This window comes from Acidisoma silvae (assembly GCF_020618775.1).
Lineage (GTDB): Bacteria > Pseudomonadota > Alphaproteobacteria > Acetobacterales > Acetobacteraceae > Acidisoma > Acidisoma silvae.
The window spans coordinates 145,510-159,672 of record NZ_JAESVB010000008.1; the positions used below are offsets into that span (position 1 = coordinate 145,510).

11 protein-coding genes are annotated in these 14,163 nt (G+C 60.8%); 6 read left to right on the top strand and 5 right to left on the bottom strand.

What is annotated here, in order from left to right; all coding sequences use genetic code 11:
* Positions 1-6: 6 nt before the first annotated feature.
* The 3 genes from ASILVAE211_RS17020 to ASILVAE211_RS17030 all read right to left on the bottom strand — a co-directional run bounded on the left by ASILVAE211_RS17020 (position 7) and on the right by ASILVAE211_RS17030 (position 3,170).
* Positions 7-1,677: an aromatic/alkene/methane monooxygenase hydroxylase/oxygenase subunit alpha gene (locus ASILVAE211_RS17020; RefSeq protein WP_227322545.1), complete on the bottom strand. Its 1,671-nt coding sequence runs from the start codon at positions 1,675-1,677 to the stop codon at positions 7-9.
* Between the two features lie 252 nt (positions 1,678-1,929).
* Positions 1,930-2,106: a hypothetical protein gene (locus ASILVAE211_RS17025; RefSeq protein ID WP_227322546.1), complete on the bottom strand. Its 177-nt coding sequence runs from the start codon at positions 2,104-2,106 to the stop codon at positions 1,930-1,932.
* A 20-nt stretch (positions 2,107-2,126) separates the two neighbouring features.
* A complete protein-coding gene (locus ASILVAE211_RS17030; RefSeq protein ID WP_227322547.1) occupies positions 2,127-3,170 on the bottom strand; it encodes an NAD(P)-dependent alcohol dehydrogenase in 1,044 nt (347 codons plus the stop codon).
* 240 nt (positions 3,171-3,410) lie between these two features.
* Here ASILVAE211_RS17030 and ASILVAE211_RS17035 point away from each other — a divergent pair, with 240 nt between their 5' ends.
* Positions 3,411-5,252: a sigma-54-dependent Fis family transcriptional regulator gene (locus tag ASILVAE211_RS17035; RefSeq protein WP_227322548.1), complete on the top strand. Its 1,842-nt coding sequence runs from the start codon at positions 3,411-3,413 to the stop codon at positions 5,250-5,252.
* Positions 5,253-5,415: 163 nt separating this feature from the next.
* The gene (gene katG, locus ASILVAE211_RS17040) at positions 5,416-7,611 is read left to right on the top strand and encodes a catalase/peroxidase HPI (RefSeq protein ID WP_406566077.1); all 2,196 of its coding nucleotides are present in this window, start codon (positions 5,416-5,418) and stop codon (positions 7,609-7,611) included.
* Between the two features lie 51 nt (positions 7,612-7,662).
* Here katG and otnC read toward each other — a convergent pair whose 3' ends face one another.
* Positions 7,663-8,346: a 3-oxo-tetronate 4-phosphate decarboxylase gene (otnC, locus tag ASILVAE211_RS17045; RefSeq protein WP_227322550.1), complete on the bottom strand. Its 684-nt coding sequence runs from the start codon at positions 8,344-8,346 to the stop codon at positions 7,663-7,665.
* Positions 8,347-8,374: 28 nt separating this feature from the next.
* Positions 8,375-9,400 carry a LacI family DNA-binding transcriptional regulator gene (locus ASILVAE211_RS17050; RefSeq protein WP_227322551.1) on the bottom strand — a complete coding sequence of 342 codons (1,026 nt, stop codon included), beginning with the start codon at positions 9,398-9,400 and terminating at the stop codon, positions 8,375-8,377.
* 155 nt (positions 9,401-9,555) lie between these two features.
* Here ASILVAE211_RS17050 and ASILVAE211_RS17055 point away from each other — a divergent pair, with 155 nt between their 5' ends.
* The 4 genes from ASILVAE211_RS17055 to ASILVAE211_RS17070 are packed head-to-tail and all read left to right on the top strand — an operon-like array spanning position 9,556 to position 14,139.
* Positions 9,556-10,659, top strand: a complete 1,104-nt coding sequence (locus ASILVAE211_RS17055) for a substrate-binding domain-containing protein (RefSeq protein ID WP_227322552.1) — start codon at positions 9,556-9,558, stop codon at positions 10,657-10,659.
* A 5-nt stretch (positions 10,660-10,664) separates the two neighbouring features.
* On the top strand, positions 10,665-12,188 hold the full coding sequence (locus tag ASILVAE211_RS17060) for a sugar ABC transporter ATP-binding protein (protein ID WP_227322553.1): 1,524 nt from the start codon (positions 10,665-10,667) through the stop codon (positions 12,186-12,188).
* Entirely contained in the window at positions 12,185-13,168 is a 984-nt protein-coding gene (locus ASILVAE211_RS17065; RefSeq protein ID WP_227322554.1) for an ABC transporter permease, read from the top strand. Before ASILVAE211_RS17060 ends, ASILVAE211_RS17065 begins: the two co-directional genes overlap by 4 nt.
* Positions 13,165-14,139, top strand: a complete 975-nt coding sequence (locus tag ASILVAE211_RS17070) for an ABC transporter permease (protein ID WP_227322555.1) — start codon at positions 13,165-13,167, stop codon at positions 14,137-14,139. The genes ASILVAE211_RS17065 and ASILVAE211_RS17070 overlap by 4 nt, the downstream gene beginning before the upstream one ends.
* The last annotated feature ends 24 nt before the right edge of the window (positions 14,140-14,163 follow it).

A 14,163-nucleotide genomic window follows, 5' to 3' on the forward strand; every position in this document is an offset into this window, starting at 1 on the left:
ACCCAATCAGTGGATCGGATTGATCTTGAAGCCCTTGCGGTAATCGGCCAGATGCGCCTCTCGCGCCTCGGGCGTCATGCCGCGGATCGTCAGCAGCGGGCTGCCGAGCGTATGGCCGCGGACATGATCCAGCGTCCACATGTCCCGGTCATCGAAGCGCAGATGCGGCTGCGGTACCAAGGTCTTGCCGTCACCACGGACAAAGCCCAGATCCTGGATGGCATCCGCCAGATCCCAGCCATGGTAGCATTCCTCCCACTCGCGCCGGCCGCTGAAACGGCCCATGGCGGGTGTCGGGCGCCCTTCATAGGTGGGGGCGAAGGCTGTCTTATGCGTCCAGTGGCAGAGCTTGGAACAATAGGTGTGGATCTTGCCGTCGACTTCGTCACAGATAATTTCGTCACGGATCAGGCAAGGGACCATGCAGCTCCAGCAGCGATGCGGATAGACATAGCCCGTATCGGTGTTGAAGGTCATGACCGTTTCGCCGGGCTTGCTCAGCTTGCCATACCATTTCCAGTAATCGCCGAATTCGGCGTACCAGCCTGGGTATTTATGCTCGAACCATTCGAAGTCGCGGTCGGTCTGCGCTTCGATGCGCCAGAAATTGAGCGGCCAGCCGACCGAGAAGAACTGCGCCACCTTATGGTGGTAATGGTTCTTGACCATGCGTTCCCAGGCCGCATTCACGTCATCATGGTGGATCTTGATGCCGTATTTCTCCAGCGGCAGCATATAGGTGCGATAGTAATCCTCGTAGATCCAGCGATGCCAAAGCTCGGTATAGCTTTCCTTGTTCTTGTCGCGATCCGTGGTGCCATATTCTATGAATGTGCCGATGGCGGCATCGACGATGGCGTGATTCTGCCAGAAAGCATAACGTAAATCACGTTCGATCAACTGATGGTTGTCGGGGTCGTTGATGATCGACATCAGCATGGAATGGCCATTGCCGATATGCCGGCTTTCGTCGGACTGCACCGATAGAAAAACGGTCGGCAGCGCATAGTCGCCGTTGCGGGCGGCTTCTGACGGCATGGCGACGAAAAGCGTGTTGGTAAAGGCGGTTTCAGCCACAACCGTCAGATAGATATTGGCCGAGGTGACGGCATCGCCGGTCACGAAACCTTCCGCGAATTGACGGCCGATTGTGGTTGCATAGCAACGCCCGAAAGCGGCTTCGGTTATATCGAACCCGGCCGGGTCGATATAATTTTCCATATACCACTTCTTGAGATTCATCTGGATGGTGGAATGCCGGAATTCATCGACCATCTGCATGGTGAAGCCCGTGCGCAATTCCTCACCCGGCGCCAGCCGCGCGACCATGGCCATGGAGCGCGCCGCCGAAATTTCGGGGAAGGGGATGATCGCCAGGAATAACTTCATCCATTCGACCCAGCGCGGCTCGACATTGCGGAACATGTCTCCGCGCAGCGCCGCATCCAAGGCGCCATAGACGCGATTGTCCTTCTCTTCCTGCATGGGAAAATAGGAGCGCAGCACCTGCTTCATCGGGTCGCGCGGCGCTTTCTTGATCTTGTAGTCTGTTGGAAAGGTCATGGCTTCCTGGACATAGCTTGGCGTCCAGCCCAGATCGGCGACGCGCTTCGCAGCCTCGCCGATGCTGATTCCCTTTTGGGCCGTAATTTTGGTTAAGGACAGGCTGTCAGGCATTTGAACATCTCCTGAGATCTTATGTGATCTTCTGATCCGTTTTGCGGCGGCGCGATTCATCTGAGTCTGCGCTATGAAGACTGCGGGTGTAATCGGCGCCGGCGTAATTTAGATAGCAAGTGTTATGCCAGAGAAAGATTTAGTGTTCCAGATAAAAATTCCATCAATATTCTGAAAAAGAAGACAAATACTGCATTGCATCATGTCCTATAATGAAACGCATTATCGTATTACTGTAGCAAATTGAGACATTCACGCATTCGGCTCTGCACTGCCCGGCCGCCCGATAGGCTTGTCGTCGGCGATGAAGCGCGCCGCCAGGATCAAAGTGCCCATCGTAAAATCCTTGCCATGCGCGTCGATCATCTCCTGCGCCAACAGGCCAAGGCGCTTAAAGAACGCGTCCTTGGAAGCGTCTTCCTCTGTCATGCTGGGGTCTTTCGTCGCCATCATGGGATGAGAACCGCGCGGCCGCGAATGCGGCCGTGATGCAGGTCATGCAGCGCCTGATTGGCATCCTTGAGCCGGTATTCACGCGTCGCGAGATGAACCAGCCCGCGATCGGCGAGCGCCATCAATTCCACGAGTTCCGGATAGGTGCCGACGAGATTGCCGACGATCGTCTTTTCCGAGGTGATCATGTCGAGCGTGGGCATTTCGATACGCCCGCCATAGCCGACGATGTAATAGAATCCGGCATTGGCCGTCATGGCCAGGCCCTTGGCGACGGCCTCGCCTTCCCCCACGAAATCGATGACGGCCTCGGCGCCACGGCCGCCCGTCAGTGCCATGACGTTCTCGACCTCCTCCCCATCCGCGCGAATTTGATGATGCGCGCCGCATTCCTTGGCCAGCGCCAGTCCGGTGTCGGATCGGTCAACCGCAATGATCTCGGCCGCACACAGCGCCGCCAATACCTGAATGCCGATATGGCCGAGGCCACCCGCGCCGATGACGGTGACGAATTGTCCTGGCAGGAGATGGCGTGAGGCCTTTTTAGCGGCGCGATAGGCCGTCAGCCCCGCATCCGTATAGGGCGCGACATCTTTCGGTGCCAGGCCGGCGGGGAGCTTGATGAGCGAGCGCTGGCCGGTGCGCAGATAATCGGCATAGCCGCCATTGGCGTTGACGCCGGGAAATTGGCTGTCCGTCGCGTGCATATCGTCGCCACGGCGGCAGGCAAGGCAATGGCCGCTTGTCACCAGCGGATGACAGATCACGGCGTCGCCGACAGCGAAACCCTCGACGGCAGGGCCCACTTCCTCAACCCAGCCGGCATTTTCATGCCCCATGATATAGGGTAGCTGCACATCGACCTTGCTGCGCCAGATACCTTCGACGATATGCAGGTCCGTGCGGCAGACCCCGGCGCCACCGACGCGCAGGATGACATCGGTCGGCTTTTCGATCCTCGGATCCGGAACATCCTCGTAATGCACAAATGTGTCTGATGAGAGCGTCTCATCATAGCGATGCAACACAGCGGCCTTCATGATTCTCTCCCTCCGGCCCATGTCGTTGCATGGGCCTTAGAGGCAATTTCTGTGCATCAGCCGTGCCATTGGTATGTGCCACATGAAAACAATGACTTGCGGGCTTCGCGATCATGCGGCGCTGTTCCACTCAGAACAGGTTGGGCAAGGCACCTGTTCCGTTTCGGAACAGTTGCTCTGTGCTGCAAGGCTTTGATAGTCTCGCGTCAAAGCCACGCTAAGTGGGCTGTCAGGAAAGACATGCTGATTTCAGCAGAAGATCGTCTGGTCCGCGCGCGCGCTGTATTGGAACGCCGCCACGCGATACCCACGGATCTGCTCGCGCCGGATATTTCCGCGAGCTGGTCGCGCTGTCTCGCCTATGGGCTCGACCCTGAAAAGCCGCCAGCGCTGAAACATGCTGCACCTGCGGCTTTGCGTCTTGCGCGAGAGGCGGCTGGCGCCATGCGTCCCCTGGTATTGGCGGAAATGGAAAACCTGTATCACCAGATCGCGGGCAGCAACTTCATGATTGCTTTCGCGCGTGCGGATGGGCTGCTGCTGGATACTATTGCCGACAGCAGTTTCAATGCCACTGCCCATGTGACGCGTATTCAACCCGGGTGCTTCTGGTCCGAACAGGGTTGCGGTACCAATGCACTCGGCAGCGTTGCGGCGACCGGACGCGGCATGACGATCCACGGCGGCGAGCATTTCTTCAATCGCTACGATCAATTGACCTGTACGGCGGCACCGGTTTACGGCCCCAGCGGCGTTCTGGCCGGCGTGCTGGATGCCTCCTCCGATTGCCGGTCGCGACAACAGCATACGCGCGCCCTGGTCGGCATGGCCGCAACCCAGATCGAGAACGGGTTGTTTCGTGATCTGTATCGCAATGCCATTGTCATGGCTTTTCACAGTCGCGCGGAATTCCTCCATACCCTCAGCGCCGGCCTGATGGCCTTTGATTCCTCGGGTGTCCTTATGGGTGCCAATCCTCGCGCCAAGCTGTTTCTACAAGGTTTGCCGACAGAGGCCGGCATGCGGTTTGAGACGCTGTTTCGTGGCACGTTCGGTGCCTTCCTGGATGCCGGGCGGCACGCGCCGCAGACCCGCCTGCAGGACGGCGTCGGCAGTGTTTTTGCCGCACATGTGGAACATTGGCCGCCACCACCGGCGACAGTCGCCGCCAAACGGGTACCGGCGGCACAGGGTTTCGTTGCGCTGGACCCTGCCGTCGTCACCGCCATGCGCCAGGTGGAGGCGGCGGCGCAGCGGTCCCTGCCGATCCTGATCCGAGGCGAGACCGGAACGGGGAAGGAGCAGCTTGCGCGCCACGCGCATGAAGCCAGCGGGCGGAAGGGGGCTTTCATCCCGATCAATTGCGCGGCATTGCCGGAAAATCTGATCGAGGCGGAGCTGTTCGGTCATGCGGACGGCGCCTTTACCGGTGCCCGGCGCGGTGGCGCTGCGGGCCTTGTGGCGCAGGCCCATGGCGGCACGGTGTTTCTCGACGAGATCGGTGACATGCCAATGACTTTGCAGGCCGTGCTGCTGCGCCTGCTGGATGATTGGACGATACGGCCCGTCGGCGGCGGGGCCGCTCGTAAAGTGGATGTCCTGCTGGTCGCGGCCACCCATGTGGATCTGGCGGACCAGGTGGAAAAGGGACGCTTTCGCGCCGATCTCTATTACCGGCTCGACGCGGTCGAGGCCATCTTGCCGCCGCTGCGCGCGAGAACGGATTTCGCAGAGATTGCCAAGCATAGTCTGGCGTCGCTTGGGATGAATACGGATATCGACGCACAGGTGTTGGCGCTGCTGGCGCGTCATGCCTGGCCGGGCAATATCCGTGAACTTCGCAACGTATTGACCAGGCTGACATTGATAAATCCACAATGCCGGATTGATTGTGCTTCGGTCGAAGCCTTGTTCAAAACGCCGGAAACGCCGTGTGCGGGCCTGCGGGGCCAGACGGTGGCCCGCATCACGGCGGTACATCGTGAGCTTGGCGGCAATCTCAGTGCCGCGGCACGGCGTCTCGGCGTGTCACGCAATACGGTCTATCGCGCGATCCGCAGCCAAAGGCGCGAGAACGCCTAAATCGCGCGGTGGGCCGTCCGAGGCTTCTATTTGCAGTGGCCGGCTGACCGGTTAGACTGCCGGGTGTGGAGCCTATCAAGCCGAAGTCCCGCATCGTTCACGATAATAATTGGCCGCCGTCTGCGCAGAAAAGCCACGTGACAGGAGAGACGACATGGATGAGATGAGCAACGACAATACGCCGAGCCAATGCCCGGTCGCCCATGGCGGGGGCCAAACGGCACGCAAGGGCGGGCGCAGGGGCAATCGGGACTGGTGGCCCAATCAGCTCAGCCTGCATACGCTAAGTCAGCACTCGCCACGGGCGAACCCGATGGGCCCGGCTTTCGATTACGCGGAAGCCTTCAAGACCCTGGATCTCAATGCCGTGATCCAGGATCTGCACGCTTTGATGACGGATTCCCAGGACTGGTGGCCGGCGGATTTCGGCCATTACGGTGGGCTGTTCATCCGCATGGCCTGGCATAGTGCGGGCACCTATCGCACCATCGACGGGCGCGGCGGCGCCGGCGGCGGCCAGCAGCGCTTCGCGCCGCTCAATAGCTGGCCGGATAATGCAAGCCTCGACAAGGCGCGGCGGCTGCTATGGCCGATCAAGCAGAAATACGGCGACACGCTGTCCTGGGCGGATCTTTACGTTCTCACTGGCAATGTCGCGCTCGAATCCATGGGGTTCAAAACGTTCGGCTTCGCCGGCGGCCGCGCGGATACCTGGGAGCCGGAAGAGCTCTATTGGGGGCCGGAGGGAACCTGGCTGGGCGATGAGCGCTATAGCGGCGAGCGTCAGCTCGCCAACCCGCTTGGCGCCGTGCAGATGGGGCTGATCTACGTGAACCCTGAAGGGCCGAACAGCAAGCCGGACCCGCTCGCTTCCGCCCGCGATATTCGTGAGACTTTCGCACGCATGGCGATGAATGATGAGGAGACGGTCGCCCTTATCGCTGGTGGCCACACCTTCGGGAAGACGCATGGGGCCGGCGATCCGTCCCTGGTATCGGCGGAACCGGAAGGCGCGGTCATCGAGGATCAGGGCCTGGGCTGGCGCAGCAAATTCGGCACCGGCCTTGGCGCGGATGCCATTACCTCCGGCCTTGAGGTCATCTGGTCGCAGACGCCGACCAAATGGAGCAACCACTTCTTCGACAATCTGTTCAAGTTCGAATGGGAATTGGTGAAAAGCCCGGCCGGCGCCTGGCAGTGGCAGGCACAGAATGCACCAGCCGATATTCCGGACCCGTTCGATCCGGCCAAGAAGCGCGTTCCGACCATGCTGACCTCCGACCTCGCTTTGCGTCAGGATCCGGTCTATGGCCCGATCTCCCGGCGGTTTTATGAAAATCCCGATCAGTTCGCGGATGCCTTCGCCCGCGCCTGGTTCAAGCTGACGCATCGCGATATGGGGCCCATCCAGCGCTATCTTGGGCCGCTGGTGCCGAAAGAGATTTTGATCTGGCAGGATCCGATTCCGGCTCTGGATCATCCTGTTATCGATGCGCAGGAGATTGAGCAGCTCAAGGCGCAGATCCTGGCGTCCGGCCTGTCGGTGCAGCAGCTTGTCTCGACGGCCTGGGCTTCCGCTTCGACGTTCCGCTTCTCGGATAAGCGGGGCGGGGCGAATGGCGCGCGCATCCGGCTGGCGCCGCAGAAGGATTGGCCGGTCAATAATCCGCCTGAACTCGCGAAAGTGCTGCGGCAGCTGGAATCTGTTCAGGCAAGCTTCAGTGCTGCGGCAACCGGCGGCAAAAAAGTCTCGATCGCCGATCTGATCGTTATCGGCGGTGCCGCTGCCATCGAAAAGGCCGCCAAGGATGCCGGGGTCGCTGTCAAAGTGCCTGTCACCCCGGGCCGGATGGATGCAACGCAGGAGCAGACCGACGCCCATTCCTTCGCGCCGCTGGAGCCCACGGCCGATGGTTTCCGCAATCACTATGAAGGCGTGCAGTTCATGGCGCCCGAAGAGGCGCTGGTAGACCGGGCAGAGCTGCTGCGGCTGTCAGGGCCTGAGACGACGGCCCTGATCGGCGGCCTGCGGGTTCTGGGCGCCAATTCTCAAGCGTCCAAGCATGGCGTCTTCACGCATCGGCCAGGGACGCTCACCACGGACTTCTTCGTCAATCTGCTCGACATGGGCACGGAATGGCAGCCGACGGCATCCGAGAACGCCTATGAGGGCCGGGACCGCAAGACCAAGGCCGTGAAATGGACAGCCTCGCGGGTTGACCTGATCTTCGGCTCGCATTCCCAGTTGCGGGCCTTGGCCGAAGTTTATGCCTGCGCGGGCGCGGAACAGAAGTTCACGACAGACTTCGTGGCCGCCTGGAACAAGGTCATGAACGCCGACCGCTACGACCTTATCTAGCCGCCAGGGATGAGCGGCACGCGGCTGCCGCTCATCTCCCTCTAAGCTTGGTCAGTGCGCGTGGTCGTGTGTCGCGTCATGGTCGTCATCCGGATGCAGATCGAGCTTGAACGTCTGCGCCAGATCCTGGATTTGCGCGGGTGATAAGGCACGCGGGTTAAGACCGCGCAGCATCAGGTAAAGTTTGGCGGTCTCCTCCAATTCCTCCATCGCATAGACGGCGGCTTCCAGGCTTTTGCCGGCGACGACCGGGCCGTGATTGGCGAGCAGCACCGCGCTGTATTTTCCGGCGAGGCCACGAATGGCGCCGGCGACCTGCGGATCGCCCGGCCGGTGATAAGGCACCAGGGCGGTCTGCCCGACCCGCATGAGGTAATAGGGCGTCAGCGGCGGCAGCACCGCCCTGGGATCGATTTCGGGCAGCATGGAGACCGCGACCGAATGGGTGGAATGGAGATGCACCACCGCCCCGGCGCCGTGGCGCGTATCGTACAGAGCCGTATGCAAAGGAATTTCCTTGGTCGGCTTGTCACCCGAAATCCAGTCGGCATTGGCGTCAAGCTTGGAGATGCGCGCGGGATCGAGAAAACCCATCGAGGCATCGGTCGGTGTCATCAGCCAGCCGCCTTCCGGCAGCCGGGCGCTGATATTGCCGGAAGAGCCGGGCGTCAACCCGCGCTCGAAAAGAGAGCGCGCAAAGACGCAGATTTGCTCGCGCAGCTTGGATTCGGTCATGCGAGGCTCCGATCATGGCGGTGAAAGATCATGCGGTCGCACCCTCGATCAGCTCAATACCGACATCGACCGTCTGCGGCGGTGCATCGCCGCAGACGAGTTTGGCGCCGATTTCACCGATCTTCAGACGAGGCGTGCGGACGGTGGAAAGGGGCTGCGGGGCGACTTGCCCGACGTCCAGCGCATTATGACCGAACAAAGCCAGTTGGCCGGGAATGGAAATTCCCTGTGACAGGCAGTGAAAATACCCGCCCAATGCCATGTCATCATTCGAGAGATAGACGGCATCGAGGCCAGGGGAGCGCGCCAGAAGTTCGGCCAGGCCATAACGGCCGGCGGCGACCGAAGACGGCGCGTCGACAATTTCCTTGTCCGAAACGGCGTAGCCAGCTTCCTTCAGCGTCATTGCAAAGCCGGACCAGCGCTTTTCAGCGCGAAGGTCTTTGCCGATCGTGGCGCCGCCGCCATGGCCGACATAGCCGAAACGACGATAGCCGCGTGAGAGAAGATGACGCGCGGCGATGCGTCCTGCATCGACATTTGAAAAGCCGACAATGATGTCGATGCCGGCGCCGTCACTATCCATTAGCTCGGCGACGCGGATGCCGGCATTGCGCAGCATGGCCTCGGCGCGGGGCGTATGTTCCAGACCGGTCACCATCAAGCCGGCAGGCCGCCAGGCCAGAAGGGATTCGATCAGGGCTTCTTCGCGTGCCGGGTCGTATTCCGTCACGGCAATGACAGGCTGGTAGCCCATCTTGGCCAACGGGCCGGCCGCGCCGCGCAGCACTTCCGGAAAAACGATATTGGCCAGCGACGGCAGAACGATGCCGACAAGATTGGAACCGGAGGAGGCCAGCGTGCCGGCGACGCGGTTCGGCACATAGCCCAGGGCGCGAACGGCTTCCATGACGCGTTCGCGCGTGGCTGGCGCGATCGGGCCGCTGTTGCGAAGCACACGGGACACGGTGATTTCACTGACGCCGGCCTGCTGGGCGACTTCAGTAAGTGTTGTGCGCCGCGTCATGCCGCGCCCTGTGGTCGGTTGGTCCATAAGCGCTGTCATGCTCCGGAAAGTCTTTTTCGTCCACAGCGGGCATGCGCATCTTGACCGCTCCGTAAGAGTTTGTCATGTGTTGAATGACAGCGCTGTCATGGCTGCCGCGGATGGTTCGGGGCAGTTAAAAAAGAACGGCGCAGGGGAAAGACATGTCCAACAGAAATGGTCTTCTGGGCCTGAGTGCCTGTGCCCTGATGGTGGCGGCCGGTTTTTTGACTGCCAGTGCCGCTTATGCGCAGAGCCTGACGGATCCGGCGAGCCTCGAAAAATGCTTTGTCAAGGCAAGCGCCGATACGCCGATGATGCCGGCGAAGCACAAAACCGGACCCTATAAAATCGCCTTCAGCAACTCGCTTTACGGCAATAACTGGCGCACCGAAATGCTCAATATCGCCAGCGCCTATGTCAAACAGCCGGATGTCGCTGCGCATATTGCCAGCTTCAAGATATTCAATTCCGGCAATGATGTGTCACAGCAGATATCGCAGATCCGCAGCATGATCCTGTCCGGCTATGACGCCATCGTCGTGGATGCCGCGTCACCGACCGGGCTGGACAGCGTGATCAATCAGGCGGTGAAGCAAGGCATCGTTGTAGTTGCTTTCGACAATACGGTCGGCACCACGAAGGCCATCAATGTCAATGAAGACCAGACGGAAATGGGCCGCCAATGGGCGCAGTTCCTGGTCAAGCAGGTGCCCGCCAATAAAACGATCCTGATGGTGCGCGGCCTTGCCGGCGCCACTGTCGACAATGATCAGGTCGATGGCGCCAAGTCGGTTTTCAAGGACCATCCCGATCTGAAGCTTGTCGAGGTCTATGGCGGCTGGGATGTCGGCACCAACCAGAAGGTGACGGCGGATGCGCTTGCGACCAATCATGATATCGGCGGTGTCTGGGGAACCGAGGGAGCGACCGGCGCTTTGCAGGCCATTTTGCAGGTGCATGCGCCGCTGGTGCCGATGACGGGCGAGTCCGACAATGGCTTCATGATGCTGGCCACGGAAAACAAGATTCCGGCGATGGTCATCGGCCAGTCGCCGGCTTTGGTGGCGGTGGCGATCCGCGCGGCCATCGCGACATTGTCCGGCCAGTCCTTGCCGCAGAGCGCGAATGTGCCGCTGACAGCGCTGACGACCGATGAGATGAAGCCGGATGTGGATTTCTTTCCCAAGCTGCCGGGCAGTTTCGTGACGAATATCAGCATTCCGCAATGCGAAGTGCATATCCCCGTCACTGAAGTTGTGAAGTAATCAAAATGCCGGACGCCGTTTTGCGGGCGGAGGGTCTCACCAAGCGCTATGGTGGGATCACTGCGCTGGAGGATGTCAGTCTCAGTCTGGCTGCGGGTGAGGTGCTGGCGCTTCTGGGTGCGAACGGCGCCGGGAAAAGTACGCTGGTGAAGATGCTGTCGGGTAATGTAACGCCCGACAGCGGCAGCATCGCGATCGGCGGTGCAGAGCGCCACCTGACATCGCCGCGCGTGGCGTTCGAGGCCGGTGTCGCGACGGTGCACCAAGAACTGTCTCTCTTCGGCAGTCTGACGGTGGCACAGAATATTCTGATCGGTCGGGAGGCATTGGGTCGTCTCGGCCATATAAAAGAAGAGACCAGCCTAAGACGAGCGACGGCGCTATTGGCGGAAATCGGCGTGCCGGATATCGCGGCGGATGCAAGGCTGGGTACGCTGTCCCTCGCACAGCGGCAATTGGTGGAAATCGCGAAGGCGATATCCTTCGATCCGCGCGTTCTTATTCTCGATGAACCGACATCCGCGCTCGGCCTGACGGATGTGCATCGCCTGCTGTCCGTGGTGCGCGGCTTGCGTGCCAAGGGCCGCGCGATCATTTTTATTTCACACCGTATGGAAGAGATTGAAACTATCGCCGATAGCGTCACGATCCTGCGCAGCGGGCGCAAGGTTGGCGCCTTTCCGCGCCAAAGCTTTACGCGCGACCGTGCGCTGGAACTGATGCTGGGGGAGACGCAGCAGCAATTGCACGCGGTGCCGCCCCCGCCGCCTGCCGTGCAAACGACACCGCCGATCCTACAGGTGGCCGACCTGCGGCTCGATGGCCGGCTGAACGGCGTTTCCTTCGATTTGCGACCAGGGGAAGTGCTGGGGTTGGCGGGCCTGGAAGGGCAGGGCCAGAAGGACATGCTTTTCGCGCTATTCGGTCTTTTCCGTCGGGGATTGCGTGGCGATGTCATCATCCGTGGGCAGGCCCGCCGCGCCTCGCGGCCCTTGCAGGCAATCGCAGCCGGATTGGCCTTTATTCCGGATGACCGCAAGAACATGGGTGGCTTCATGTTCCTGCCTATCGCGCATAATATCGCCGTCACCATTCTCGATCGGCTGCGCCGTTTTCTGTTCCTGAATGCGCGGCGGGAGACTGCGATCGTCGCCGAGCTTATTCAGCGCCTGGCGATCAAATGCGCTTCGGCCGATGCGCCGCTCGGCAGCCTCAGCGGCGGCAATCAGCAGAAAGTCATCGCCGCCAAATGGCTGGCCTTCGAGCGTGACATCTATCTGTTTTGCGATCCGACTCGCGGTGTCGATGCCGGCGCGCGCGAGACGATCTATGCAACCATCCGTGACCTTGCGGCGGCAGGTAAAGGCATCATTTTGTATTCAACGGATATGGTCGAATTTCCGATCCTGTGTTCGCGCGTTCTGGTGTTTCGCGGCGGCAAGATCGCCGGTTCTGTTTCCGGTGCGGAGGTCAGCGAGGAATCCATTCTGGCTCTGTCCTTCCAGGATACCGGAGCTGTGGCGGCATGAGGAGATTCCGGGAACGGTTAGGGGACCATATCGGCCCGCTATGTTGCGCCATCGGGGTTGTTGCGGTGGTCATCGTCTATGCCGTCTATCAGCCGGCTGTTTTGTCCGCTTTCGGCATTGCCAGCTTGGCCAATGCGTCCGTGACGCTGGCGCTCGCCGGGCTTGGGCAGACCGTCGTTCTGATGACCGGGGCGCTTGATTTGTCGATCGGATCGGAAATCAGCCTGGTCAATTGCTTTGCCGCAACCTTCATGGGTGGAAGCACGACAAGTATTGTTCTTGTCGTCGTCGCGTCACTTCTGATCGGTCTGGCGGTAGGCGCCATCAATGGTCTGGTCGTCGCCTATGGCCGCGTCGCGCCGCTGATCGCAACCTTCTGCACATCCTTCGTCTATGCCGGTATTTCGCTGACGCTGCGTCCGCAACCGGGCGGGTCGATACCGGACAGCTTTGCCAATCTGCTGACCGGCAATTGGGGCCTATTGCCGTTTTCGGCGCTGTTGCTGCTGCTTGCTGTTCTTGTGATCTGGTTGCCGGTGTTTCGCAGCCGGCTTGGGCGCTTCATTCTGGCCTATGGCGACAATCCTGAAAGCGCCTTCGCCTCGGGCATTCCGGTTCGCAAGGTCGGCATGGCCGCCTATATGCTTGCCGGCCTGTTTGCGGCCATCGCCGGGCTGTTCCTGGCCGCCGAGACGACCTCGGGCGATCCCAGCATCGGGAATGTCTATACGCTGAATTCGCTGGCGGCAGCCGTACTCGGGGGTGTCGCGCTGACCGGCGGGCGGGGCGGCATGCTTGGCCCGATCCTGGGCGCCATTCTGCTGTCGATTATCCTGAATGTCTTGAGCATCGTCGGCATCTCCGCTTTCTGGCAGGACTTTATCGAAGGCGGGATTCTGATGCTCGTCCTCGGCCTTGCCGGTATTCGCTTGCTGAGAGCGCAAAGTTGGATGACCCTTCTGGGCAGGAGCCAGTCATGAGCGCCGCGACAGAGGCCCAGCCGGGCCGGGCCGGGCCACGGCTTTCCGCGTCCATCAAGCGGGCCGCGCTGCCCTGGCTGATCCTGGCGGTGGTCTATGCGCTTTGCGTCATTGCCAGTGCGGACTTCCTGACCTGGCATACGATCCGGCTGCAATTGATCCAGGCGGCGTTCATCGGTCTCGTCGCGATCGGCGAAACGCTGGCCATCCTGATCGGCCATATCGATCTGTCCATTCCCTGGACGATTACACTGACGGGCATGTTCGCGACCAACCTCTATGCGGCCCATCCGCATGAATGGGTCGCCTTTGGCGCGGCGATCGGCATCGGTGTCGCGGTCGGTCTTGTGAATATGCTCGGCGTCTATGTACTGCGCGTCAATTCCTTGATCTGGACGCTCAGCATCAACCTGATGCTACAGGGCATAACCCTCATCTACACCAATGCGGCGGCACCAACCACGGTCGTGCCGCCGGCGGCGAAATTCCTGGCGCTCGGCATGGTGGGTGACATCCCCATGGCCGCCGTGCTCTGGGCGGTTTGCGCCATCATCGTGATCGGTGCCTTGCGCTTCACCCCGTTCGGTAGAGCGGTCTATGCGCTTGGCAGCAACGAACTCGTGGCACTGCTGTCCGGTGTCAGGCTGGCGCGTACCTATGCGGCGGTGTTCATTACCAGTGGTGTCATGGCCGCGCTCGTCGGCTTGCTGCTGAGCGGCTATTCCTCCCAAGCCTATCTCGGCATGGGCGATGACTATCTTTTGCCGCCGGTCGCGGCGGTTGTGATCGGCGGCAGCCGGCTTGCCGGGGGCGAGGGCGGCTATGGTGGCAGTATCGCCGGCGCGATGACGGTGATCCTGCTGGAGGCCATGCTCATCACGCTGAACGTGTCGCAAGGCGAGCGCGAGATCGTCTTCGGTGCCATTCTTTTGGCGCTGGCCTTTCTTTTCCTCGGGCGTCGCCGGCGCTAATGCTGCTGCGTTCGTATGACTTCC

Bases quoted from the DNA above. Each gene is read 5' to 3' on its own strand.
- ASILVAE211_RS17025 (WP_227322546.1), bottom strand. From the start codon at position 2,106: ATGACAGAGGAAGACGCTTCCAAGGACGCGTTCTTTAAGCGCCTTGGC.
- ASILVAE211_RS17020 (WP_227322545.1), bottom strand. From the start codon at position 1,677: ATGCCTGACAGCCTGTCCTTAACCAAAATTACGGCCCAAAAGGGAATC.
- ASILVAE211_RS17055 (WP_227322552.1), top strand. From the start codon at position 9,556: ATGTCCAACAGAAATGGTCTTCTGGGCCTGAGTGCCTGTGCCCTGATG.
- ASILVAE211_RS17030 (WP_227322547.1), bottom strand. From the start codon at position 3,170: ATGAAGGCCGCTGTGTTGCATCGCTATGATGAGACGCTCTCATCAGAC.
- otnC (WP_227322550.1), bottom strand. From the start codon at position 8,346: ATGACCGAATCCAAGCTGCGCGAGCAAATCTGCGTCTTTGCGCGCTCT.
- ASILVAE211_RS17070 (WP_227322555.1), top strand. From the start codon at position 13,165: ATGAGCGCCGCGACAGAGGCCCAGCCGGGCCGGGCCGGGCCACGGCTT.
- ASILVAE211_RS17050 (WP_227322551.1), bottom strand. From the start codon at position 9,400: ATGGACCAACCGACCACAGGGCGCGGCATGACGCGGCGCACAACACTT.
- ASILVAE211_RS17065 (WP_227322554.1), top strand. From the start codon at position 12,185: ATGAGGAGATTCCGGGAACGGTTAGGGGACCATATCGGCCCGCTATGT.
- ASILVAE211_RS17035 (WP_227322548.1), top strand. From the start codon at position 3,411: ATGCTGATTTCAGCAGAAGATCGTCTGGTCCGCGCGCGCGCTGTATTG.
- katG (WP_406566077.1), top strand. From the start codon at position 5,416: ATGAGCAACGACAATACGCCGAGCCAATGCCCGGTCGCCCATGGCGGG.
- ASILVAE211_RS17060 (WP_227322553.1), top strand. From the start codon at position 10,665: ATGCCGGACGCCGTTTTGCGGGCGGAGGGTCTCACCAAGCGCTATGGT.